General features: G+C 66.0%; 17 protein-coding genes and 2 pseudogenes. 9 read left to right on the top strand and 10 right to left on the bottom strand.

Features of this window, described 5'->3' with window-relative positions:
* On the bottom strand, window positions 1–456 hold a 456-nt coding region (locus tag LLH00_01200; GenBank protein MCE5269883.1), incomplete at its 3' end, for an anthranilate synthase component I.
* A 474-nt stretch (window positions 457–930) separates the two neighbouring features.
* On the opposite strand from LLH00_01200, the gene LLH00_01195 reads away from it, so the two are divergent.
* Window positions 931–3,648 (top strand): response regulator, encoded by a 2,718-nt coding sequence (locus tag LLH00_01195; protein ID MCE5269882.1) that lies wholly within the window; start codon window positions 931–933, stop codon window positions 3,646–3,648.
* A 309-nt stretch (window positions 3,649–3,957) separates the two neighbouring features.
* Here LLH00_01195 and LLH00_01190 read toward each other — a convergent pair whose 3' ends face one another.
* The 7 genes from LLH00_01190 to LLH00_01160 all read right to left on the bottom strand — a co-directional run bounded on the left by LLH00_01190 (window position 3,958) and on the right by LLH00_01160 (window position 14,990).
* The gene (locus tag LLH00_01190; GenBank protein MCE5269881.1) at window positions 3,958–4,911 is read right to left on the bottom strand and encodes an LD-carboxypeptidase; all 954 of its coding nucleotides are present in this window, start codon (window positions 4,909–4,911) and stop codon (window positions 3,958–3,960) included.
* Window positions 4,912–5,134: 223 nt separating this feature from the next.
* Window positions 5,135–6,010, bottom strand: a complete 876-nt coding sequence (locus tag LLH00_01185) for a cyclic nucleotide-binding domain-containing protein (protein MCE5269880.1) — start codon at window positions 6,008–6,010, stop codon at window positions 5,135–5,137.
* A 48-nt stretch (window positions 6,011–6,058) separates the two neighbouring features.
* Window positions 6,059–7,213 (bottom strand): VWA domain-containing protein, encoded by a 1,155-nt coding sequence (locus tag LLH00_01180; GenBank protein MCE5269879.1) that lies wholly within the window; start codon window positions 7,211–7,213, stop codon window positions 6,059–6,061.
* A gap of 16 nt (window positions 7,214–7,229) precedes the next feature.
* Window positions 7,230–7,580: an STAS domain-containing protein gene (locus LLH00_01175; GenBank protein MCE5269878.1), complete on the bottom strand. Its 351-nt coding sequence runs from the start codon at window positions 7,578–7,580 to the stop codon at window positions 7,230–7,232.
* A gap of 104 nt (window positions 7,581–7,684) precedes the next feature.
* Window positions 7,685–8,119: an ATP-binding protein gene (locus LLH00_01170; protein MCE5269877.1), complete on the bottom strand. Its 435-nt coding sequence runs from the start codon at window positions 8,117–8,119 to the stop codon at window positions 7,685–7,687.
* Between the two features lie 13 nt (window positions 8,120–8,132).
* Entirely contained in the window at window positions 8,133–10,202 is a 2,070-nt protein-coding gene (locus LLH00_01165) for a PAS domain S-box protein (GenBank protein MCE5269876.1), read from the bottom strand.
* 3 nt (window positions 10,203–10,205) lie between these two features.
* Window positions 10,206–14,990 (bottom strand): SpoIIE family protein phosphatase, encoded by a 4,785-nt coding sequence (locus LLH00_01160; protein ID MCE5269875.1) that lies wholly within the window; start codon window positions 14,988–14,990, stop codon window positions 10,206–10,208.
* A gap of 190 nt (window positions 14,991–15,180) precedes the next feature.
* On the opposite strand from LLH00_01160, the gene LLH00_01155 reads away from it, so the two are divergent.
* Together LLH00_01155 and LLH00_01150 are read left to right on the top strand one after the other, a co-directional pair.
* On the top strand, window positions 15,181–15,399 hold the full coding sequence (locus LLH00_01155) for a hypothetical protein (GenBank protein ID MCE5269874.1): 219 nt from the start codon (window positions 15,181–15,183) through the stop codon (window positions 15,397–15,399).
* A 40-nt stretch (window positions 15,400–15,439) separates the two neighbouring features.
* A complete protein-coding gene (locus tag LLH00_01150) occupies window positions 15,440–16,303 on the top strand; it encodes an HDOD domain-containing protein (GenBank protein ID MCE5269873.1) in 864 nt (287 codons plus the stop codon).
* 1 nt (window position 16,304) lies between these two features.
* On the opposite strand, the gene LLH00_01145 is transcribed toward LLH00_01150, so the two are convergent.
* Window positions 16,305–16,961 (bottom strand): endonuclease III, encoded by a 657-nt coding sequence (locus LLH00_01145; protein ID MCE5269872.1) that lies wholly within the window; start codon window positions 16,959–16,961, stop codon window positions 16,305–16,307.
* A 468-nt stretch (window positions 16,962–17,429) separates the two neighbouring features.
* On the opposite strand from LLH00_01145, the gene dusB reads away from it, so the two are divergent.
* From dusB to LLH00_01115, 6 genes and pseudogenes are all read left to right on the top strand, one after another.
* Window positions 17,430–18,410, top strand: coding sequence for a tRNA dihydrouridine synthase DusB (gene dusB / locus LLH00_01140; protein ID MCE5269871.1), 981 nt, complete (start codon window positions 17,430–17,432; stop codon window positions 18,408–18,410).
* 376 nt (window positions 18,411–18,786) lie between these two features.
* Window positions 18,787–20,307, top strand: a complete 1,521-nt coding sequence (locus LLH00_01135) for a hypothetical protein (protein ID MCE5269870.1) — start codon at window positions 18,787–18,789, stop codon at window positions 20,305–20,307.
* A gap of 66 nt (window positions 20,308–20,373) precedes the next feature.
* Window positions 20,374–21,117 (top strand): sugar isomerase domain-containing protein, encoded by a 744-nt coding sequence (locus LLH00_01130; protein ID MCE5269869.1) that lies wholly within the window; start codon window positions 20,374–20,376, stop codon window positions 21,115–21,117.
* Window positions 21,118–21,275: 158 nt separating this feature from the next.
* Window positions 21,276–21,968: pseudogene (locus tag LLH00_01125) on the top strand (porin family protein).
* 15 nt (window positions 21,969–21,983) lie between these two features.
* A pseudogene (locus LLH00_01120) lies at window positions 21,984–22,091 on the top strand (thrombospondin type 3 repeat-containing protein).
* Between the two features lie 39 nt (window positions 22,092–22,130).
* Window positions 22,131–22,634, top strand: coding sequence for an OmpA family protein (locus LLH00_01115; protein ID MCE5269868.1), 504 nt, complete (start codon window positions 22,131–22,133; stop codon window positions 22,632–22,634).
* Window positions 22,635–22,746: 112 nt separating this feature from the next.
* Here the strand turns inward: LLH00_01115 and LLH00_01110 are convergent, their stop codons facing one another.
* Window positions 22,747–24,420 (bottom strand): formate--tetrahydrofolate ligase, encoded by a 1,674-nt coding sequence (locus LLH00_01110; protein MCE5269867.1) that lies wholly within the window; start codon window positions 24,418–24,420, stop codon window positions 22,747–22,749.
* Window positions 24,421–24,429 lie beyond the last annotated feature (9 nt).

The raw sequence follows: 24,429 nt of genomic DNA, 5'->3' as shown, positions 1-24,429 counted from the left end.
CAGGAAACAGTCGGGAAGCTCGAGCGGGTTGGGCTTGGTGCTGGGGATGTCCTCGAACCAGCGGATCGTGTCGTAGCCGAAATAGCCGACCAGGCCGCATTGGAACGGTGGCAGGCCGGCCACAGGCTCGGGCTTGTAGCGGCCGACCCAGTCGCCGAGCAGGCGGATCGGGTCGCCCTCCAGACGCTCCACGGTGCCGTCGGTCGTGACCTCCACCCGGCGGCCGGTCACGCGGAAAGTGGTGCGCGGGCTGAGGCCCAGGAACGAGTAGCGCCCGATTTTCTCCTCCATCTCGACGCTTTCGAGCAGGAACGCGTACTCGCTGGGCTCGCAGACTTTCTTGAACACGCTGATCGGGGTTTCGGTGTCGGTGTAGAGCTCGGCCGCCACCGAAACCACGCGGCCCGGCCTGGCGCGCCGGATGAACTCTTCCTTTGAGGGCAGGCAATTTTCCATCTGTTTTCTCCGGTTCCGGTTGAATTTGAAAGCCGCCTGAAACGAGCAAGGCCGCGGATGCTTGGTTTAAGCGCCCGCGGCCTTGGCCGGTGAATCCGATATGCTTATTAAGCTCGCATTACGGGCGCAGTATGACATGGGCGTGAATATGCCACGCCTGGCCGCACCAGTTGCGCCAACTGCAAACCGCGCTTGTGTTCTGGATGGCAAACATGTCTGCACTCGTAAATAGAAGACGAAGGAAAACAGTCCGGAAAATCAGCTTCATTTTAGCGCCAGGGCCGCCGCATGTCAATGTTTTTCGAACCGGCGGGCCGTGTTTTTTCTGAGGTGGGCGGCAGCCGGGCCGGCTGCCTCGGGTTGAGGGACGAATCATGTGTCAGGGAAGATTGAGTAATCGGGAAAAATGCGGTATACTTATTTTTAGTGTTCCCTGCCAGGAAACGGGTCCTCGAACAAAGGTATCACTGAGATATGGATTTCGGTCTGAGAGTCAACCCGGGGGTCGAGGCACGGAAGTTCCTCGAAAGCCGGATCGAAGCGTTACGCGCCAGCGAGGTCCAGCAGGGCCTGCCCCGGCTGAACGAAGACACGGGGCTGATCTTCCTGGGCCGCTACGACAAGCTCAAGCAGGATTCACGCTTTGCCCAGACTTTCCTGAGCAAACGGGTGAACCTGCGCATGGAGGAGACTACCCTGGGAGATTCGCTGATGGGGGCTTTCGCGGTCCTCGACAGCGTTTTCCGGGAAAGAATCTCCGAAAACTCCGACCCGGCGGTGCGCAGCCAGGTCCTGGAGGAATATTTCCGCACCAAGCTGGATGCGCTGGAGAAAATATTCGCCGGTGACATCTCGGAGTTCTACCACTGTTTCATCACGATTTTCCTGCGCTATACCTACCAGTACGACCTGATCCAGGGCGACAAGCTGGAGGAGGTCAAGAAGCGCTTCGAGGATTTCCTGGCCGAGGAGGACACCCTCCTGCGCTTCTTTTTCTATCTGGATGAGTTCAACCGTCTGAATATCCAGCGGGTGACGATAGACCAGACTAAGAAATCCTCCCTCTCGCCGCGGCTGGATGACGAGATCCACCACATCGAGCCCTCGCGCAGTCTGACCACCCAGGTCCTGATCTGCAAGAAACTGGAGCGCCTGGCCCGCCTGCTGGTGGAGATCAGCGCGGACCATGACCCCCTGACCGGGGTGCGCCGCGTGCTGGACGAGGTCTATGCGGCCAGCGGCTCACAGAACCTGATCAAGGGCCTGCTGGAAAAGTTCCGCAAGTACTACGAGTTCGAGCTGGAGGCCTTGCGCCAGGCCCTGGTGTTCAAGCGGGTGCTCTACATGAACGCCGGGGCCAAGGAGGCCCGCCAGAACCGCAAGCTCTGGCTGCAGGAGCTGGACTGCAAGACCGTGGAAAAGCTGGTGGCTCTGCTCGAGATAAAGGAAATCCCCGGCCAGCGTCTCAGCCAGGAGCAGAAAGCGCAGGCCGACCTGTTCGCCACGTTGCGCGACAAGCTGGCCGCCCTGAAAGCGGATGAAAGCACGCCGCCCCCGCCCGGCTGCCTGCCCGAGGGGGACCTGAACATCCTGGTGCTGCGCCTGGGCAACCCCGGGATGCTGGAGGAGCAGATCAACCTCGCCCAGAAGAGCATCGAGGAATACCGCCAGAAAAACAGCGTCGACTACCAGAACTCCGTAGTCCAGACCTACAGCGACAACATCAAGCGCCTCGTTCAGGTCCTCTACTTTTTCATCGAGCTGTCGTTCCTGCGCAAGCCCCATCTGGAACGCCGGGCGCGTGAGATTTTCAAGGAGATCCGTACACACCTGGACGAGATGGATAAGGAGTTCAGCGCCACCGGGGAGGACAGTCCGGCCACGTCCCCGGCGGACACGACCGAAGAGGCCCTGGCCGCCGCTCAGGAGGAGGCTCCGGCCGAGCCCGGCCAGCCGGCCGATGAGAAGATCGACCCTGCTTCCGAGACCGACCCGGAAAAGCGTCTCCAGCTCCAGGCCGCACAGTTGAAGAAACTGCCTGACTCGGCCAAAATAAAAATCCTCAAGGACCTGGCTTTCCTGGGCAGTCTCGACAGCCTCAAGCACATCCTTCCGCTGTCACAGTACAACAGCGAGTTCATACGCAAACTGGCCCGCAACGCGGTGGTCAAGACAATCCTGCGCACCCTGCGCGAGGACGAGGAGAAGCCGCAGCTCGGAATCCAGCAGAAAAAGAAGCTGGTGGAATTCGTGGTGGCCGTGGACAGCAGCTACGCCTATATCAAGGACCTGGAGCTGGGCAACCCGAAGACCTCGCAGAAAGTGCTGGACATCCTGATCCGCGAGGATAAGGATTTCACCGCCCGCACCCTGGCCGACATCATCCAAGACTCGGACGACCACGTGCGGGCCACGGCGGTCAAGCTGATCGCGGACATGCTCAAGCAGAACGAGACCAGCCTGCTGATGAAGCTGCTCAACGACCCCAACGCCCGGGTGCGGGCCAACGTGATCGAGTCGCTGGAGTCCTCGGGCAACCGCAACGTGCTCGGTATCCTGATGAAATACAAGTACGACAAGGACAACCGGGTGCGAGGCAACGCGATCAAGGCCATCTGGAAATTCGGCCACCGCGAGGTGGAGGACCCGTTACGCGACCTCATGCTGGACGGCGACCCCGAGACCCGCTGCACCGGGGTCTGGGTGATCGGAGAGATCGGGCACAACGAGCCACAGCTCAAGCAGTTGCTCAAGATAGTGGAGTCTGACAAGGACGACAGAGTGCTGGAGCACCTGAAACGGGCGCGCGGCAAGATACAGCGGCGGGAGGAGGGGGTGCATATCCTGGTGGCGGATGACGACCTGCGTTTCTGCCAGGACCTCTGCCGCAGGCTCAAGGGGGATGGGTTCCGGGCCAGCGCCGCGCTCAACGGGCGGGCGGCTCTGGCCTACGCCGAGAAACAGACCCCCGACCTGGTGCTGCTGGACTTGCGCATGCCGGTGATGAACGGCCTGGATGCGCTCAAAGTCCTGCGCGAGACCGAGAACACAGTGCAGACCCCGGTGATCGTGATGAGCGATGTCAATTCGAGTGTCCTGCTCAAGCAGGCCACCCGACTGGGGGCAAACGACTACCTGCTCAAGCCGTTCGCCTACGAGAATATCAAGGAAAAGATCAAGAACTTCGTCTGAAACTCGGATAGAAAACATTTTACTGCAACAGTCTGTCTTCTGTCGTTTCGGTGAATGAACCGGAAGCCATCGGGGGTCGCGAACAGTACATGTAGATCGCGCCCCCGTCTTTCGCAGGGCACGGTGCACCGTGCCCCAGCCCCGGTATATAATTCTCCGCGATGAACTTATCGTGGGGGCGACCGGCCGGTCGCCCCTACAGTCTGGATCTGTCTCAGAAACGCGCAGGGGCGGGTTTTAAACCCGCCCCTGCTGTTTTCCAAATTAGATGCTCTGTCTGTTCCATCAAGAAGGCCTGAGGCCCACCGCTCAAAGCACCGCGCTCTCCAGCAGGGTCAGGCTCGTGCCGGAGGGGTCCAGGCAGGCTCTCACCCCCAGCGGCAGGGTGATCTTGTCCGGCTCGTGCCCGATCGGGGCGCCGTAGACCACCGGCGCGCCCAGCCCGGCCAGCCGATTCTCCAGAACCTGCCGCAGGCTGAACGTGCGTTTCATCCGTCCCGTGCCCTCGCAGCCCACACAGCGCCCCACCACGATCCCCGCGGCCTGCCCCAGCTTTCCCGACATTTCGAGCTGGCCCAGAAGGCGGTCCATGCGGTAGGGCTCCTCGTCCACGTCCTCCACGAACAGCAGCCGCCCGGCGGTCTGCACCTCCCAGGGCGTGCCGGTCAGGCTGGCCAGGAGGCTCAGATTGCCGCCGGTCAGCGGGGCCGAGACCGGGGAATCCCCGGACAGACAGCTCCAGCGGCGCGGCCGTCCGCTGTCCAGCCCGCGGGGCAGGCGCAGCGTGGGCGCGTTCTGGCAGAGAACGCGCACCAGCCAGCGCGCCTTGAACGCCGAGGCGTGACGGCCCAGGTCGTAGCCGGCCAGCGGGCCCCAGAACGTGACCAGCCCGGTGCGCTGGTGCACTGCGGTCAAGAGGGCGGTCAGGTCGCTGTGGCCCACCAGGACCTTGGGGTTGGCGGCAATCGTGTTCCAGTCCAGAAGCGGCAGCACCCGCGCGCTGCCGTAGCCGCCACGCGTGGCGAAAATCCCCCGCACGTCCGGGTCGGCGAACATGGCGTTCAGGTCCTCGGCGCGCTCGGCGTCCGTGCCGGCCAGGAAACCGTGGCGGCGACGCAGGTACTTGCCAAGTTTCACCCTGAATCCCAGTTCCTCGAGCGCCCGGCGGGCGTGGTCGATGTCGCGCAGGTCTAAAAGCGGGCTGGCCGGGGTGACCAGGCCCACCGTATCTCCGGGGCGCAGTCTTTCGGGCTTGACAGTCAAGGGATGTCCTTGCCGGGTTGATCGGAGAATGTCCCGCAATCTATTGCAGGGTTGGCCTTCTTGATTCGACGTAGGGGCGGGTTTCAAACCCGCCCTTGCATTTTCTGTATCGCAACTCTGCCGCGGTGTGGCTCATCCGGATTTATTCGGGTTCGACTTCGGGGTGGCTGAGCGACTCGGGGGCTCAGCCGGCGGTGTCCGGCGGGAGGGACTGCGACGCCGTCTACTGCCCGCGGGCGGCGGCGAGCTCGGCTTTGAGGCGCTCGATCTCGCGCAGGCTATCCAAATAACGCAGGGTGCTGCGCTGCATTTTCTGGTTCAGGCACTCCAGCACCAGGAACAACTCCAGCGGGGCCTTGCGCAGCATGTTTTCCATGTCGTTGCGGCCGAACACCACCAACTCGCCCGCCTCATCCGCGGTCACCGTTGCGGTGCGCCGCCCCTCGCCGAACATCGCGGACTCGCCGAACACCTCGTTGGCGCAGAGGCGGTCCAGCTCGACCTCCCGCTCGCCCAGCCTTTTCGTCACAGTCACCGTGCCGCTCTTGAGCATGAACACGCTCAAAGCCTCGGCGCCCTCGCGCACCAGGACCTGTCCGGCCTTGAACTTTTTGGGGATCAGGTTGAGGTCCACCGCCGCCTCCACCGATTCCTTGAGCTGGTCCAGGGTGATGTTCTTCGGGCTGTTCTCATCCACCGGCATGGCCTGCCGCGAGCGGGGCAGGTTGTGTACGTCGATCCCGGCCCGGGCGATTATGTCGTTGGTCTCGCGCAGGCGCTGGGCCAGGTTTTTGATCAGGTTGAAAATCCCGGTGGAGGACTGGCGGAGGTAGTGCTCGAAGCCTTTCTTGTCCAAGACTATTATCTCGCAGTCCTCGACCGCCCGCACCGTGGCTGTGCGTTTGGAGAACCGGTCGTCCACCATGCTCATTTCGCCGAACACCTCCCCCGGCCCCAGGGTGGCCAGGCGGACCGCGCCGCCGGGGGTCTGCTTCGAAACCTCCACCTGGCCGCTGCGGATGATGAACACCGCCTTGCCCTCGGTGCCCTCGGCGATGATCGTCTCACCCTTGAGGTGTTTTTTGAGTACTCCGGCCATGGTGGTGTCTCTCCTGCAGGCTTGAGGCGGGAATCAGAAGCACGCGGCTCAGCGGTTTTCCGCCACGTTGAAAGCGATCACCCAGCCGCGCAGGTTGAGTTTCTGGCTGAACACCTGGTACCAGGTGCCCTCCTGCTTGAGCACGGTGAGCTGCTCGCCGGCGTCCAGATAGGTCAGCACCTCGCTGGAGGGGCTTTTTTCGGTGTAGAGCGGTGTCTTGGCGTCCGAAACTGTCACCGAGGACTGCGAGCCGCCGGTCATGGCCAGGACCCAGCCCTGAAGCTTCTTGTCCGGGACGAAAATCTCTTTCCACAGCCCGCGGCTGGAGATCAGGAAAAGGCGGTCCTCCGGGTGCAGGGTGTCCAGGGCGGCGAAACGCTCGTCCCGGTCGGGGTACAGCGGGGTGGCCGCCTCCACTTTGTAGAGCGTCATCGACTCGGTCACGTCCCGCATGCGTATCGTGCTGGTGTCGTTCTTGGCCTCGTTAAGGGCCAGGCTGCGGCGGTTGCTCTGGATCGTCCGGTTGGCGTCCTTGAGGAAATTGACGAACTCCTGGACATCCTTGCTGTCGAAATACCGTCCGTTGCCCGCCTGGGCCATGCAGTTCAGGTTGTCCAGGCCGGCCTGGTCGGTTTCCACGCCGATCGTGTTGACCGAAACCCCCCGGCTGTCGGCGATCAGTTGCCGGACCGCGTCACAGGGGCTGCCGCCGCACGACTCGTCACCGTCCGACACCACCACGATAAAATTGGCCTTGTCGTTCTCCTCCGGGAAATCACCTTTCAGCGCGTCGATGGTCAGAGACAGCGAACTCTGCCCCTTGGCGACGATTGTGGAGATTTTATCGTTGATCGGCGGGCGGGTCTTCTCGATGTCGTCCAGCGCCACCTCCAGCGAGGTGTCGTCGCAGTTCTGCTTCCACTTGAAGAACTTGGAGCCGAACACCCGCAGGCCCGATTTCATCGAGCCGGCGTCGTGGCTGTCCTGGTACATACCCTCCAGGATCGTCTCGACCACCTTGCGCGCGATGTCGGTCTTGCGCACCGGGCCGATGATCTTGTTCATGCTGGCCGAGCAGTCGAGGATGACGATGATGTTCATAACCCGTTTGTCGCGGAGCTGCTCCTTGGGGAAAGCGGCGTAGAGCCCCCCGCACAGCAGGACCGAGACAGCGGCAAGCAGGCCGGCCACAGCTCTTTTCATCGTGTTCAGTCCATTCTCAGGCGGTTATCCGGCTGACCGCTTCCTTCTCGTCGCCGCACAGCTCGGCGTACTGGGTCAGTCCCATGATCTTGAAAGTCTTGGCGATCACCGGGGTGCAGTTGCAGAAAATCACCCGGTCCCCGTCCTCCCGCACGCGCTCGATCATCTCGATAAGCACGGCGATGCCGACGCTGTTGACAATCGGGCTGCGGGACAGGTTGAGGATGAACCGTTTCACCCCGTCATCCAGCAGGCGATAGACCTGCTCGGCGACTTTTTCGCCCCCGGTGTTGTTCACATACCCGTCCGTGCGCAGGATCGCATAGTCGGGGCCACGCTGGACAGTCACCTGAAAAATGTCGGCCATGGATGCTTTCTCCGCGTGCTGGTTATCGGCCCGGGGGAGCGCAATCGCAGCCCCCGGCCTCATAAGGAATTTAGAGCGGGCCGGCGGGATTGTCAAACCACTTGTCAGCCCTTTTTCACGAGCACCACGCGCGAGCCCGCCTCCGAGGTCTGGATGCTCACCTCGTCCATCAGGCTGCGCATCAGGCTCAAGCCCCAGCCGCGCTTGCGGTTGCCCTTGAGCATCTTCTTGTGGATGTCCGGCGTCTCCACGCGCTCCGGGTCGAACCCGGCCCCGCGGTCGGAGATGCAGATTTCGAGCCGCTTCGGCTGACGCTCCAGCCGCAGCGACACGTGGACCGTCTTCTCCGGGTTGTTCCCGTGCTCGATGGCGTTTATCACCGCCTCGATCACCGCGATCCGTATCTCGTCCACCCGGTCGGTGTCGAACCCGGCGCAGCGGGCCAGCGAGGCGGCGCGCTCGGCCACGGCCAGCTCCTGGTCCGGCTGCATCGGGACACTCATCTGCTCCTCTATGTCGAACGGCTTTATGCGGTCCATTTGTCTCCCCAACTCACTGTCGCGGCCCGTCGGTGAGGCTCCAGGCCAGGACCGGCTCGCGCCGTCCCTTGAGATGCAGGCGTCCCAGTTCCTGCAGGCTGAACTGCGCTCCAAGCGACTCGGCCACACTGTCGCTTACCACGATCTGCCCCGGGCGCGCCACGGCCACCAGGCGGCTGGCCAGGTTGACCGTGTCCCCGATCACCGTGTAGTCCATCCGGCGGCGGGAGCCGATATTGCCGAAAATCACCGTCCCGCGCCCCAGGCCGATCCCGGCCTCCAGAGGCGGCTGTCCGGGGCCCCTGCGTTCCCGGTTGAAACGCTCCAGCTCGCGCAGCATGGCCAGGGCGCAGAGCGCGGCGCGGCGGTTGTCGTCCGGGAAAGCCACCGGAGCGCCGAAAAGCACCATGATCTCATCGCCCACGATCTTGTCCACCGTGCCCTTGAAACTGAACGCCACCTCGATCATAAGATTATAATACCGGTTGAGCAGTTCCACCACCTCATCCGGTGCACGGGCCTCGGCCAGGGCGGTGAACCCGCGGATGTCGGCGAACAGGACTGTCACCTCGCGCAGCTCCCCGCCGAGGCCGGGGATCCGCCCCCCGGACAGGGCCGCCTCGGCCACCTCCGGGCTGACATAGCGTTTGAGCATCTCCCGCACCCGGGCCGGCTCGGAGATATTCTCCACCGAAACCACCAGGCCGCGCACTCCGCCGCTCTCCTCATCCAGAAGCGCCGCGGCGCTCACGTTGAGCACCAACTCGGCGCCGTCCGGCCGCACGCCGCGCAGGCTGGTCTCCTGGAAAGCCACGCCGCGCTCCAGGGCCGGGCGCAGGCGTTCGGGCAGCCCGGGGCAGCCGATGGAGGCGAAAAGCTGTTCCAGACTGAGGCCTGCGGCCGCCGCCGGCTCCAGGCCGAAAATCGCCGCGGCCGAGGCGTTGAAGCTCACTATTTTCCCGCCGGCGCCGGTGGTGATCACGCCGCTGGCGATGCTGGCCAGGATGCTCTCGTTGTAGCGGCGAATCTCGTTGACGCTGCGGTAGAGGTTGGCGTTGGAGACCGCGGCCCCGGCGAAATTGGCGATCGCGGTCAGAAGGCCCTCGTCCTCCGGGTCGAAATCCGGCCGGGCGCCGTGACGGCCCTCCTTGTCCGCGGCCAGGAGAGCCCCTAACAGCACACCCTTGTGGCGCACCGGAGCGGCCAGCAGCTTGCCACAGCCGGTCGCCGAGGGCAGCGCGCCGGGGAGGTTGAGCCGCAGGGCCAGTCCCCCGGACAGGTCGGCGATGAGGCTTCCCCGCACGAACTGCTCCAACGCCTCGGCCTGCCCCGGTTCCAGGTTGAACGACTCTTTCACGGCCAGGGGGACGCTTTCCCCGGAGGAATCCGCCACCGGGGCCAGAAGCACCGCGGCACGCTCTGCGTTGAGCAGCGAGGCGGCGCGCGCGAGCAGCTCGCGGCAGAGGCAGTCCAGGTCCAGCAGGCCGCCCAGGGCCACGCCGACATCGCGCAGGGTCTCGATCTCCAGCAACTTGAGACGGTACTCGAACGAGGCCCGGCGGACCTGCTCTCGCGCGGCCAGACGCTCCAGGCCCAGGACCGCCGCGCGCAGGGCCAGCTCGGCCGCGGTGCGCGCGCTGCGCCGCTGAAGCCGCGTCCCGGCGCAGAGGAACACCAGAGCGGCCAGACGGCCCGCGGCAGGCAGCGCCCAGGCCAGACGCCAGCCGGAGCCCTCCAGGGCCGCGCGGTTGACGGCGATGAATTCACCCCAGGACGTGCTGTCGGGTGCTGCGGAGAGGTCCAGACGCAGGGGGGCGGCGGCCTCCGGGAACTCCAGCGCCTCCGGCCGGGGAGCGCACAGCCCCGGCGCGTGCAGGCTGCCCACGGCGGTCAGCTCACCGCTGTCCGGGTCCAGGCAGTAGGCCACGGCTGCGCAGCCGGTCAGGGACGAAAGGGCCTCGGCCAGGCCGGACAGGAGCGCAGCGGCCTCTCCGGCCGAGAGCAGGCTGCGCCAGAAAGCCTCCAGTACGCCCTGACGGGTCTGGGTTTGACGGCTGGTCTCTATGGAGAATTCCAGGCTCATCGCTCATCCTGTCCGGATTACAACCAGAGTGAGGTCATCCGCCTGGGCCGCGCCGCGGGCGAAGCCCTGGAAATCCAGGAGCAGGGCGGCGCTGACCGCCTCCACGCTGGCGCGTCCGGCCTGGCGGCGGATGGACTCTTCGAACCGTTCGAACCCGTACTGCTCGCCCTCCGGGTTCAATCCCTCCACGATCCCGTCCGAGTAGAACACGAACAGGTCGCCGGGGCTGTAGGACAGGCTCCGCTGCTTGAAATCGTTCCTGGCCCGCGCACCCAGCGGGTAGGCTGGCAGTTCCAGCTCGCTCAGCTCGCCCGCTGCACTCAGATGGTAGGGGAACGGGTGCCCGGCGATGGAATAGATACACTGCCGCGCGGCGGTGTCGAACACCGTGTAGCAGAACGTCATCAGCAGGCGCTCGCTCAGCGCCCCGCGCAGCATGTCGTTCATCGCGGTCAGCACCGCGCACGCGCTGTGGTCCACCCGGAACTGGTTGAACAGGCAGCTCTTGGTCATCGAGACCAGGGTCCCGGCGCTCAGACCGTGGCCGCTGACATCCCCGATCACGAAAGCCAGACGGTCCTCATCCAGCCGCCGGTAATCGAAATAGTCGCCGCCCACCTCGCTGGCCGGGTTGAGATAGGCGCAAATCTCCACCCCCGGCGCGCGGAACGAGCGCTCGGGCAGGATGGCTAACTGCATGCGGCGGGCGGTCTCCAGCTCCTGGCGCATGCGCTCGCGCTCGGTCTCCTGCTCGTAGAGGCGCACGTTTTCCAGGGCCACGGCGGCCTGGTCGGCCATGCTCTCCAGCAGGCCGCGGTCGCGGCTGGAATAGCGCTGCCCGCCCTCGCGCGGCCCGAACGCGAACACCCCGTCCAGCTCGCCGTGCAGGAATTCCGGGACCAGCAATGTCCCGGCAGGCACCTGAACTGTCCAGTCCTGCATGGCGCTCTCGTCCGCCAGAAACGCTCCGGCCCGGTGGCCCATGCATTCGGAGGCCTCGGGCGGCAGGGTTTCCGGCAGGCCCTCAACCGGCAGACCGGTCCCGGTGGCGGCGCCACGCCCGGGTCCGTGCGGCAGCCAGGCGGCCCAGCCGAAACGCAGGGCCGGGCGAAGGACCTCGAACAGGCGCTCCAGCAACTCGCCCGCCCGGAACGACTGGCTCATCGCCCCGGCCGCGCGGTGCAGCAGCTCGGAGGGCTCGTAGTCCTCCGCGGCCAGGACTCTTTCCGGCGGGCAGTTCGCCCGCACCCAGCGAGCGAGCAGGGTGTCACCGGGGTCGAGCCGCCCGGAGGCTGGGTCATAGGCGATCAGCCCGCGACCGGCCAGGAGCGCGGCGGCCTTGCCCAGTTCCTCATCCAGCAGGGGGAGTCCGTGCGAGCGCAGCAGCCCGGCGATGTCGGCCAGGCCGGTCCGCCCGTCCCGCCCGGAGCGCGAGCGCAGCGCCACCGCGGCGCTCAGCAGAAGCTTCTCGGTGCGGGACAGCTCGTCCCAGCGGTCCAGCAGCAGCCCCGGGGGTGATTCGACGAGGCTCCCCACCGCGCGGTCCGCCTGCTCGGGTTCCAGGTAGTTGACCCCCTCGGCGTTGAGCAACTCCACCACGGTAAAACCCAGATGCTGGAGCAGGCAGGGCTGACCCCCGCTCAGACGGGCCAGGCCGACCAGCGCCTCGCGGTGCAGGGTAGCGCTGCCGGACAGGGTGCGCAGCAGGGCCTGGGCCGCTGCGGTCTCGCTCAGGGGGCCCAGGCTCAGGGACCGGCTCATGCTGTAGAGCTGCGGCAGCCCGGCCCGGAACTGCTCCAGGGAATGGACCCCGAACACCAGGGACACCCTGTCGCCTGCCTGCAGCAGCTCGCGCAGCGAATCGTTGAACCGGGCGGCCAGGGTGCTGTCGCGGGCGGCCATGCGGCCGAGTGCCTCCGCCCCGTCGAACAGCAGGCGCACCGGACGGCCGTACTCCCGGACCAGGGGGATCAGGCTTTCGGGACGGACCGCCTCGCCCGCGGCCGGGGCCTGTCCACCGAGGCTTTCCAGCAGACGGCGCAGCAGCCGGGGAAGGTCGCCCAGGCCGGGGGCGGAAAGGTCGATCAGCACAGCCCCGGCCCCGTCAGCCTGCATCCGGGCGGCGGCGTGGCGCAGAAGGCTGCTCAGGCCGCTGCGCGGCTGGGCGTGCAGGACCAGCGACTGGTTGCCGTCCTCGCGCAGAAGGGCCGCCAGCTCTGCCTCCCGTCCCGGCAGCGGCTCATCGGCGGCCTGGGGACGGTGGGGATGGAACGGGTTGGGCTGGATGGGACGGAAATTGCGCCGCCGGGCGCGGACCAGCCACCAGACAATCCGCCGACGCCCCAGCAGCCCTGAAATAATCAGTGCAAGCACGGCTACGCCTGCATAGACACGCCAGTCGCGCCAGGGGCCGGGCAGGTCAACGTAGAAACGGTAGCGCGACGGGGTGGGGTCGGTCCTGAGGTGCGGGCCGCGGGCGCGCACCGAAAGCACGTGCGCGCCTGGGGAAAGGCCCTTGAGGTCGAGGTCGCTGCGCGGGCTGAAAGCGCTCCAGCGGCCGTTGTCCAGGCGCCAGGAATAGCGGAACGCGCCCTCCGCGCCCGGCCACCAGGGTGTGAGAGCGGCCAGTTCGACAGTCAGGCTGTCGACTTGCAGGCTGTCAGTGGGGTTGGCCTCCAGCGGCTCGGACCAGCCGCCGGGAAGATAGAACTGCCCGCGCAGGCTGTCGGTGGAAAGCCTGAAGCTGCGGGCGCGGGTGTCCGGGCCGGCAGTGAAAGCCCCGCCGCCGGGACTCAGGACCCAGGTCTCTGGCGGATCGAAACGGTCCGGGTTGAACCGCACGACACCCTGGCCCTCCACGCAGAGCCAGAGCGCGCTGTCCGCGGCGCAGAACACCGAGCGCACCGCTCCGGGCCCCACTCCCTGCTGCGGTCCGTAGTTGCGCCACAGCGTGCCGTCATACAGGCCCAGTCCCAGCGCAGTGCCCGCCGCGATCCGGCCGGAGGAGGCCCGGGCCACGGAGTAGACTTCCTCGGAGGCCAACCCGCTCTCCGTGCCGTGGCGGACCCAGTCGCCGCCGGGAGGCAGCTGCCAGAGGCCCATGCCGTCCGTGGCGGCCCAGAGCGAGCTGTCCGTTCCCAGGCAAAGGGAAGTAAAATGGAACGCCCCCGGCGAGACCGGCCCGCCCTTAGCGGTGCGGGACAGAACCATTCCCTCCCTGATCAGGGCCAGGCCCTTGCGGGTAGCGACCCAGACCGAGCCATCAGCCGTGCTCAGGCTGGCCTGGACCTGGGCGGAGGGCAGACCCTCGGCCTCACTGTACTGATTGATCCCGCCGGCATGGTATTCGACCAGGCCGCCGCCCTCGGTGGAAATCCACAGCCCGCCGGTTGGGTCGGTCTGAAGGTGGTTTATCATGTTGCTGGCCAGGCCGTTGTCGCGGTCGAGGACAGTCCGGCTGCCGTCCTGCTCCAACAGCAGCACCCCGGCGTAGGTGCCGAAGCATTTACGGTCCAGCGGGCCGAAGGAGAGGCAGGTGACCAGACGGTCGGGCAGGAATTCCGCCTCGCGCGGCTGGCTCCAGCGGCCGTTCTCCAGGCGGACGACCCCCTCGCGGGTGGCGCACCACATGGCCCCGTCCCCGGACTGCCCCAGGCTGAACGCCTGGGGGGCGGGAAGCCCCTGCTCCGGGCCGTAGCGGCGGACCAGCTCCAGGTCGAAAACGTGCAGGCCCTGGCCGCTGATTCCGAGCCAGAGGCTGCCGTGGCTTTCGATTGCGGAGATTACAGGGTAGGGGGACAGCTCCTCGGGCAGGGGCAGGCGGGAAAATTCCGCCGCGCCGGCCTCGTACAGCCAGGCCCCGGCCGTGGTGCCGAACAGCAGACTGCCGTCGCTCAACTCGCACAGGCAGGTGACACCAGCGTTTCCGGCCTCCGGAATGTCCAGTCGCCGCCACTGCGAGCCGGCCAGAAACCCGGCCCCGGCCCCGGCGCTGCCCAGCCAGAGAAGGCCGTCCCGCCCGGCGAGCAGGCAGTAGATTTCCTCGCTGCCCGGGCCGAGGGGCGCTGGGAAACGCTGCACCCCGTGGCTGTCCACCCGCAACAGTCCCGCGCCCACCGTGGCCGCCCAGATTGCCCGTCCGGCCGGGTCGAGCGCCAGGTCGTTGATCCCCTGGCTCGGGCCGCTCAGGCTGTCGGGCGCGCCGTAGACACAGGTCCAGCCGCCGCCGTCCAGACGCCACAGGCCGACGCTCTGCGTGCCGACCCAGAGCCCGCCCGCCGGGTCGCTCAGAAGGCAGCTCACCAGGGCGCCGCGCAGGGAGACGGGCAGGTTGTCGGGCGGGAGGACACGCCCGCCCCCGGCGCGCACCAGGCCCCCGGCCGTGCCGATCCAGGCCGCCTGGCTGTCGAGGGGGACAAAGGCGGTGACAAAATCATCGGGCAGCCCGACGCGGTGGTCCAGCACCTGGAGGCTGACCCCGTCATACAGAACCAGGCCGCTGTTGTCGGTGGCAAAGGCCAGGTGGCCGTCTGGACAGGCCACGCTCTTGAGCACGCTTCCTGTTCGCAGCAGCGGGCCCTGCTCGAAAGCGCTCCAGCGGAACATCTCGCCGCGCGCCTGAAGGGCCTCCAGACGCTGGCGAAGCTCGGCGTTCTTGCTCGCAAGGCGTTGCGGGTCGGGTCCGGTCGCACCCGGAAGCGGCGACTGGAGAGCCAGGCAGGACAGAATAGCGGCCAGGAAACAGCGAGCGCGGCCGGGAGTCGAGGGTATGGTGAGTTTCCAGGACAAGGCGGGGGTTCCTTTCAACACGAGCACCCCTTCACTGCAAGGCGATCACCGAGACAGCCGGCGCTCTGGAATTGTACCAGAAACCGCGCCGCCCAGTCAAGCCAAAATCATGCCGCGGCTTGACAGGCCGGACATGCGCAGTGTAAAATCCTACAGGAACTGGACATCCCATCCGACGGGAGGGTCGGGCATGCCGTTGAGCTATCTCGTGACCGCCTTGCTGGCTGCGGCGCTGCTTTACTTTCTGTTTTATCTGTTCCGCAGACACGCGGGTCCGACCGTGGATGAAACGCCGAAGCCCGGAGCGGGAGCGGGCCCCGACCCGGCTGCAGAGCCGGCGCCAGCGGCGCAGTCTGAAGGGGCGGGAGCGATCTGGGAGGCCCTCGCCACGGTCAGCCTGCGGGGTTGAGGGCATCGAGCCGCTGTCACGCGCCGGCCTGGAGGTGGAGGTGCTCTGGCGCCTGGAGCATGTCCTGCGCGGGATGCAAACCCCGGCGAGCCGGGTGGTGCAGGTGGATTTCAACCGCGACCCGCGCGAGGTGGCCCTGGCCCTGGCCTCCAACCCGCTGTACGCCGCCCGCATTCTCAAGACAGTCAACTCCGCGGCTTTCGGCCTCAGCCGCCGGATCGACTCCCTGCCGCGCGCGATCACCTACCTGGGCTACAACCAGGTGAAAAACATCGTGTTCCAGAGCATGGCCCGCGACAACCTGGGCGCGGCCGAGTCTGCGGCCGGGTTCGACCCGCAGGCTTTCTGGCGTCACTCGCACTGCGTCTCAGTGGCCGCGGAGCATATCCTGCGCGAGCTGGACATTCCCTCCGCCGCAGTGGGCGCGGTCACCACCGCGGCCCTGCTGCACGACATCGGCTGGGTGGTGTTCGAGAAGTTCGACCCGCGTGCCGCGGCCGGGCTTTTTTTACGGCTGGGGCGTGCGGGGGAGGGTACGGACACCTTGGCCCTGGAGCGGGCGGCTTTCGGTTTCGACCACCCGCTGGCGGGCAGCCTGCTGGCCGAGCAGTGGAACATCCCGGAGGCGGTCTGCCGCCTGATCGGCCTGCATCACGCCGACTGCTGCGGCCTGCCCGAGGGCCTCGACCGCGGGAGCGCTGTCGGAGCGGCGGTGATCGCCCTGGCCGAGCGCCTGGCCGTGCTCTACGGCCAGCCGCACCCGCTGGCCGAGCCTGGCCCGGAGCGGGTGGACCTGGCCGCGGTCCTGGGGCAGCGGGCCCGGAGCATCGGGGTGTCAGCCCGGCTGCGGTCAGAGCTGGAGCGTACGTTCAAGTTCATCGAGGAGTTCAGCCGTTTCGCCTGAGTCAGCGCGAATGGATCACACCGGCGCGGGCGCAGAGCTCGAACAGAGTGCAGCGCGAGCAGAATGGCGACACCGGCTTGCACAGGTTCTGGCCGAACGCCACCAGAAGGTCGTTCCAGGCGGTCCAGTAGCGCAGGGGGAGCTTTTCGCGCAGGGCGAACTCGGTCTTTTCCGGGGTGCGGGTGTGCACGTAGCCCAGGCGGTTCGAGATACGGTGCACGTGGGTGTCCACGCAGAGGCCGGGCAGACCGTGGCCCAGACTGAGAACCAGATTCGCGGTCTTGCGCCCGACCCCGGGCAGGGCCAGAAGCGCCTCCATCTCGGACGGCGCCTGTCCCTCATACTGGTCCAGCAGGATGCGGCAAAGCTCCAGGATGTTTTCGGCCTTGGTGCGGTAGAACCCTACCGGGTAGATCACCTCAGCGATCCGTTCCCGGCTCAGCCCGAGCATGGCGGCGGGCGTGTCGGCCAGGGCGAACAGACGGGCGCTGGCCAAGGCCGTGGTCTCGTCCTTGGTGCGCAGGCTGAGCACTGTGGCGATAAGAACCCGGAACGGGTCGCGGCGGGCCTCGGCCATCTCGGTCACGATCGGCGTTTTCCACTGGGCGGCCATGGCCTCGAGCCGTGCCACCACCGCATCTATATCGCTGTCCCGCAAGCTGTGTCTCCTTGGTTTGAGCGGTTTTTTCCCGACTCCATCAATATATCGGGGTACAGTCCTCGTGTCTTGCGTAGGGGCGGCCCCCTGTGGCCGCCCAATCCGATTGAGGCAGGCACAGGGGCCCCTACATGGACCGGTGTATATCGGGCCCAAGCCGACTTGCTGCCCGTGGTGCAGGCTCAGACATGCGCGGCCACCAAAGAAAATGCAGCGGCCCGATGGCCGCAAGAGGTATCGGGTCCCCGCAAGTCGTGCCGGTTTTGTTGTAGACCTTTTGCACCCGCATGCCCGGCATCTGATCGGTGCCGGTATCGTCATCCGGCCTGCTACAACATAGGCCCGGAAACTGCGTTCCGGCAAGCTTCAACGCCCCCTGTCTTGACAGTATGAGTCTTTAGGGTAAATATTTCAGCACTTATAATCGCACTGTCGGAAAAACGGGGAGGGGGTCGGAGTTTGGATTTCGTGGGAAAAATCGCCCAGGCGCCGATGGCCGGAGTGTCGGATTCGGCGTTCCGGCGTATCTGCCGCCGCCTGGGCTCGGAGATAACCTGGAGCGAGATGGTCAGCGCCGAGGGCCTGGCGCGCGGGGGAGAAAGGACAATGCGCCTGATGCGGTTCCTCCCGGAGGAGCGCCCGCTGGGCATCCAGCTTTTCGGGGCGGAGCCCGGGGTGATGGAGCGCGCCGCACAGCATGCCGCGGAGCTGGAGCCGGATTTCATCGACCTCAATTTCGGTTGCCCGGTGCCCAAAGTTATCCGGCGTAACGGCGGCTCCTCGCTGCTCAAGGACCCGCCGCTTCTTGAGCGGGTGGCCCGGTCCGCGGTGCGCGGGGCGGGCGGCGTGCCAGTGTGCGCCAAGATCCGCAGCGGCTGGAACTCCAATTCGCTCAACTACCTCGAGATTGGACTCCGCCTGTTCGACTCCGGGGTCGCGGCCGTGACGATCCACGCCCGCACCCGCGAGCAGGGCTACTCCGGGCAGGCCGACTGGGAGCATATCCGCCGCATGAAAGAGATCGCTCCGGTGCCGGTGATCGGCAGCGGGGATATCGTAGAGCCGCAGGACGCCCGCCGGATGCTGACTGCGACCGGCTGCGACAGCGTGATGCTGGGGCGGGCCCTGCTGGGCAACCCCTGGCTGGCCGGGCGGGTCCGGCGGTTGCTGGACTGCGGAGAGGACCCAGGCGCGCCCTCCCTGGAGGAACGTTTCCGGGTGGCCCTGGAGCACCTGGAGCTGAGCGTCGAGCCGTACGGCCAGAACAGCGGAGTGATCCAGATGCGCAAGCACCTGGGCTGGTACACCCGCGGACTGCCCGGCGGGGCCGAGCTGCGGCGCAGGCTGTTCGCGGCGCCCGGCCGGGCGGAGGTGCGGTGTGTCCTGCTCGAATATCTGGAGGGACGGGACATAACCGTGCAGAAAACCGAGGGCGGCGCGGGGGTCTGAGCGGATGGCGGCCGGCCCCGGCGGTATCCTTGCGGATAGAGGTCGCTGCGGCCGGACTGGTTGCGGCGAGGCGCAATCACGAGCGCGATACGCGCAATTTCAGGGATAATTCCGGGCTCAGGCCCGGTTGCGTGGACTTAGCCGTGATCCTATCCGAATGGATAGAGCCTTTATTGATTTCGGCGTGAAAATTGCTATAAATTCTCTCCAGAGGCATGAGTGCAGGAAACCGGCCGCCGCCCCCGGCCGCCGCTGACTGCACTGTCACTCTGGAGGCGAATCCATGACAATCTTGCCGGCTGAAAGAGGCGTTGAAACCAGCCATGAGACAGCCCCTTATTCTGCAGGCAGTTTTGTCTACGGTGGTCGGCGTATTATGAACAAAATGGGTATACTTAACCAGATAAAGCTGAACCGCACCGCCTCGCTGCTGGCCGAGGCCCAGGAACTCGATTTCTTCCGCCGGATAATCGAGGAGGTCAACGCGCGCAACTACCCGCACCTGGCCGCCCTGGGCACCGAGCACAGTCTGTCGCTGACCCTGCTCTACCGCGCCTTGGAAAACAAAGCCGCCGAAATACTGCGCCATGATGTGATGCCCAAAAGCTGCGAGATCGCCCTTCTCGACCTGGTGCTCTCCAGCCGGGCCGAGGAGCGCCGTCTGACCAACCTCGCCCCCCTGGCCGAGCTGGATGAGACCGAGGTGGTGGGACTGTATTTCCTGCTGTTCAACCCCCAGTTCGGCGGGAACGAAATGGAGCGGCTCAACGTCCTGATGGAGGAACTCAACCTCCGCAAGATGCGGGACTATATCTTCGACCGCGGCCTGCAGCGCTGGTTCAACATCCGCTACCGCATGATCAAGGCCGCGCCGGAGAAGAACCTGCCGATCAGTCAGATAATCGAGGAGATCGGGCTGCCCGTGCTGTTCGATGAGAGCCTGGTCCTGAGACACTACGTGGCCAAGCGCATGGAGAACGACACCCAGGCGCGCGACATGAAAGAGGACCTCTACCTCGAAAACACGCTGCGCGCCGAGGCCGCCGAGACGTTGCACCATCTGTATGCGCTGTTCGAGAGCTATCCTTTCGATTTCCTCCATTTCAAGGAACTTCTCCTCAACCTTCGCATGGAGGAGGAACTGGCGCGGATCGAGCTGGAGGGGATCAACCAGCTCAAGGATTACATCCGCGCCAAGAGCGTGATTGGGGCGCAGGAGGTGGCCCTGCGCTACGATTTCGTCGCTCCGGCCACGGCCGGGGATGACTTGGCCGCCGCGCGCAAGGCCATTGCGGGAAGTTTCCTCAGTCAGGCGCTCAAGAGCAAGAAAGGCGGGATATTCCTGCGCGCCGAGGCCCTCTACAACTTGAATTCCAACCTGCGCTCCGGCCAGTGTTTTCAGCTTTCGTACGGCTACCTGCTGGCCCTTCTGCATACGGCCGATCAGGCCGATCACTACCTTTTCGGGCGCTACAGCTCACGGATCGAGCAGGTGAATTTCACCCTGGGCGTCCTGGGGGCGTTCCTCTGCCAGGACTCGGGGCAGAAAGCCGCACGCGGCTTCATCCGCAGCTACATGGAATCCCTGGCCAGTGAAATACGGGTCGGCAACGCGGTCAAGAAGACCCTCTACGCCCTGCCTATCATCCTGGGGCTGGCGGCCATGGTGGGGATGGTCTACTATTTCACGGCCGGGGGGATCGCCGGGGCGGTGGCCCTGGCTGCGGCCATCAGCGCCATCGGCGTTGCGATAGCGGCTAAGAACGGCTACGACGAGGAGGTGACCGCCGCCAGCCATGAACGCATCCCCGAATACCTCTGCCGTCAGCAGGGAAAAGTCATTCTCACCGCGATCAACGCCGAGCCACTGCCCCAGGCCGAAACGAAAGTCGAATAAAAACTTGTATACAATTTCCATGTTATTTGTGAATATTCACAAACTTTCTATCCCCTTGGAACATACATGAACGGAATCGAACTGTATCTCGAATATGTCAGCCGTTGCCTGAAGCAGGTCACGACCGAGGAGGACGGGGCCCTGGACCGGGCGGCCCGGGCCATGGTCGAACGCTTTCGCGCCGGACGGGTGGTGCATATCTACGGTCCCGGTGTGCACAGCCAGATCGCGGCGGAGGACGCTTTCTGCCGCAAGGGCGGGCTGATCCCGATCAACGCCCTGCTCGATTTCGGGCTGAGCGCGGCCAACGGCATCCGTTTCACCCATCACCTGGAGGGGCAGGCCGCCCACGCGGATGCCTGCCTGGCCCAGTACGGCCTGGTAGCGGGCGATGTGCTGATAGTGGCCAACGCCTACGGTTTCAACGCGGTCTGCGTGCAGGCCGCAATTCGCGCCCGCGATCTGGGGGCCAAGGTGATCGCGGTCACCTGCCCGGCCTACTCGCGCGCCGTGCCCGCCGGAGCGGCCAACGCCCATCCCTCCGGCAAGCGCCTGTTCGAGGTGGCGGACATCGTGATCGACAACCACATGGACCCGGCCGAGACCGCGGTCCCGGTGCCGGGCCACCCGAACCTGAAGGTCGGGGCGGTGGCCACGATCCTGCACTCGTTCATAATCAACTGCCTGGTGATCCGGGTGGCCGAGATCATGGCCGCCGCGGGCGAGGTCCCGCCGGTGGTGGCGGTCAACGATCAGGCCCACACCGACCGCATCCGGGCCGGTTTCGCCCCGCAGATGCGCCATTTCTGAGCCTCGAATCCCTGCGATCCGTCACCTGCGCCCGCGCCGTGGACAGACCCCGGCGCGGGCCTTTACTTGCGCGCTCCGCGCGATTGTGGTACGATATAAATATGGTAATACGCGGGTCCGACGGAAATCGATTATATAATCACGTATGGGAGGTGTCGATGCAGTTACGAAACTCAATCCTTGTCACGATCCTTGCGGCGGTGCTGCTTGTCCCGTCCGCGGCGCCGCTCCACGCCGAGCACGGGGCCGGGACGGTCTACCTCAATCCAGTTCTGGGCCACTGGATCGATTACCAGAACCCCAACACCCTGGATGACGGTCCGTTGTGGGGCGCGCGTTTCGGGGTGGACCTCTGCCCGGTGCTGGGGCTGGAGGGCTTCGGCCTGGTGGGTCCGAGCGAGATCAGCCCGCAGGACCGCTCCGGGGCGACCAAGGTGGGGGCGCGCTACAGCGCCTGGGGCGGCGGACTCCGCCTGATGATCCCCGCCGGGCCGGTCAGCCCCTACCTGAGCGCCGGCTGGGGCCGCGCCTCCATGAAACCGGATTACGCCCTGAGCAGCATCAACGGCCATGCGGTGAAAGTGGAGGCCAGCGAGAAGCGCAACCTGGTGCTGTACGGGGCTGGCCTGGAGGTGTTTGTCCACCGTAACGTTTCGCTGCGGTTCGACGCGGTGGACCACTACATCAAGCGGGACTTCATCGACGGTGACTGGCGGGGGGACCGCAAGACGCACAACTGGGAGATCGGCGCCGGGATCAACCTTCTGTTCGGGCGGGTGCGCTCGCGGCAGAAAGATTCCGACCGTGACGGCATCCCGGACGTGAACGACCGTTGCCCGGACACGCCCAAAGGCGTGGCGGTATATGCTGATGGCTGCCCGCTGGACACGGACCGCGACGGTGTGCCGGATTACATGGACAAGTGCCCGGACACGCCCGCCGGGGTGAAAGTCGACGCCCAGGGTTGTCAGGCTCCCGAGCCGCCGGCCCCGGCCGATTCCGACGGCGATGGGGTGCCGGACTACGATGACCGTTGCCCGGACACGCCGCGTGGGGTGGCTGTGACTCCGGACGGCTGCCCGCTGGACACGGACGGGGACGGGGTGCCGGACTATCTGGACAAGTGCCCGGAGACCGGCAAGGGCGTTAAAGTGGACGCCCAGGGCTGCCAGGTGGTCGAGGCCGCCTCCAACGTGGTGGACATCTATTTCGACCTGGGACGCGCCCTGGTCAAGCGTGAGTTTTTCAGCCGTCTTGACAGCCTGGCCCGCGACCTGGCTGCCAGCGGCGAGAACGTGAACGTGATCGGCTTTACGGACCAGAAAGGTACGGTCAGCTACAACCAGGAGCTGTCCGACCGCCGCGCCCAGGCGGTGCGGGATTATCTGGTCAGCCGCGGGGTGAAAGCGGCCCAGATCAAGATCGCAGGCAAGGGCAAGTTCCCGCTGGAGAAAACAGCCGGAGCGCCCAGCAGCGCCGAGCAGCGCACGGCCACGATCCGCATGCGCGAGCAGTAGAGCGCAGCTCAAGAATTTGATGGTTGGAAAACAAAGGGGCACGGCAGGCCGTGCCCCTTCATTTTTGTCGATTTGTTAAAAGAAAAAGGGCCGGCCTGCGGCACTCCCTGGCTTAGAACAGCCCGTACACCTTGCCGCTGTTGTCCACCCGCATGCGGGCCGCGGCCGGGGTCTTGGGCAGCCCGGGCATGGTCATCACCTCGCCGGTCAGGGCCACCAGGAACCCGGCTCCGGCGCTGGGCGTGACCGCGCGCACGGTGATCCGGAAGTCCCGCGGACGGCCCAGAAGCAGCGGGTTGTCCGACAGAGAATACTGTGTTTTAGCCACGCAGACCGGCAGGCCGCCCAGGCCGATCTCCTCGATGGCCTGGATCTGCTTTTTCGCCTCGATGGTGAAATCCACGCCCTCGGCCCCGTAAATCTCGCCGGCAAGGGTCTCGATCTTGTGCCGGATCGTATCCTCAAGCTCGTAGAGCACCCGGAAATCGGCCTTTCCCGACTCCACCGCCGCGACCACCTTATCGGCCAGGTCCATCCCGCCCGCGGCGCCTTTCTCCCAGACCTCGGCCAGGGCGCAGCTCGCGCCTTTGCCGGCGCAGAAATCCGCGATCCGGTCCAGCTCGGCCGGGCTGTCCTGGACGAAGCGGTTGAGCGCCACCACCACCGGAACCCCGAACTTTGCCAGGTTCTCCAGATGTTTTTCCAGGTTGGGCAGCCCGCGCTCCAGGGCCTCCAGGTTTTCCTCTTTCAGGGCCTCCAGCTTGGCCCCGCCGTGGTGCTTGAGCGCCCGGGCGCTGGCTACCAGCACCGCGCACTCCGGGCGCAGAGCCCCGGCGCGGCACTTGATGTCGAAGAATTTCTCGGCCCCCAGTTCGGCGCCGAACCCGGCCTCGGTCACCACCCAGTCGGCCAGGGCCAGGGCGGTGCGGGTGGCGGCCAGGCTGTTGCAGCCGTGGGCGATGTTGGCGAACGGCCCCCCGTGCACGAATGCCGGGCCGTTTTCCAGGGTCTGGACCAGGTTGGGTTTGAGCGCGTCCTTGAGCAGCATGGCCATCGCGCCGTGGGCCTCCAGATCGCCTGCGGTGACCGGCTTGCGCCCGAACGTGTAGCCGACGATAATCCGCCCCAGGCGCGCGCTCAGGTCATCCAGGTCGCAGGCCAGGCAGAGGATCGCCATTACCTCGCTGGCCACGCTGATAATGAAATGCTCCTCGCGGGGGACGCCGTTCAGGGGGCCGCCCAGGCCCACGGTCACGTTGCGCAGGGCGCGGTCGTTCATGTCCATGGCACGCGGCCAGGTGACCCGCCGCGGGTCGAGGCCCAGCGGGTTGCCCTGCTGGAGCTGGTTGTCGATCAGAGCGCTCAGAAGGTTGTGGGCCGCGGTGACCGCGTGGATGTCACCCGTGAAATGCAGGTTGATGTCCTCCATCGGGATCACCTGGGCGTAGCCGCCGCCGGCCGCTCCGCCCTTGATCCCCATCACCGGGCCCAGGGAGGGCTCGCGCAGGCAGAGCGCAACCTTGCGCCCCTGGCGCTTGAGGGCCTGGGCCAGGCCGCAGGAGACAGTGGTCTTGCCCTCGCCGGCCGGGGTGGGATTGAGCGCTGTGACCAGCACCAGGTGGCCCTGGCGGCCGCCCGCGGCGGCATGCTCCAGCCCGACCTTGGCCTTGTAGTGCCCATACAGATCCAGGCTTTCCGGCTCCAGGCCGAGCTGGGAGGCCACCTCCTGGATGGGCCGAATCGTTGCTGCCTGGGCGATGTCTATGTCCGACGGAACGTTGGGCACTCTGTCCTC

The sequence above is a fragment of the bacterium genome (assembly GCA_021372515.1).
Lineage (GTDB): Bacteria > Gemmatimonadota > Glassbacteria > GWA2-58-10 > GWA2-58-10 > JAJFUG01.
The sequence above is the reverse complement of the archived record's forward strand: the minus strand, read 5'-3'. Positions and strand labels throughout refer to the sequence as shown.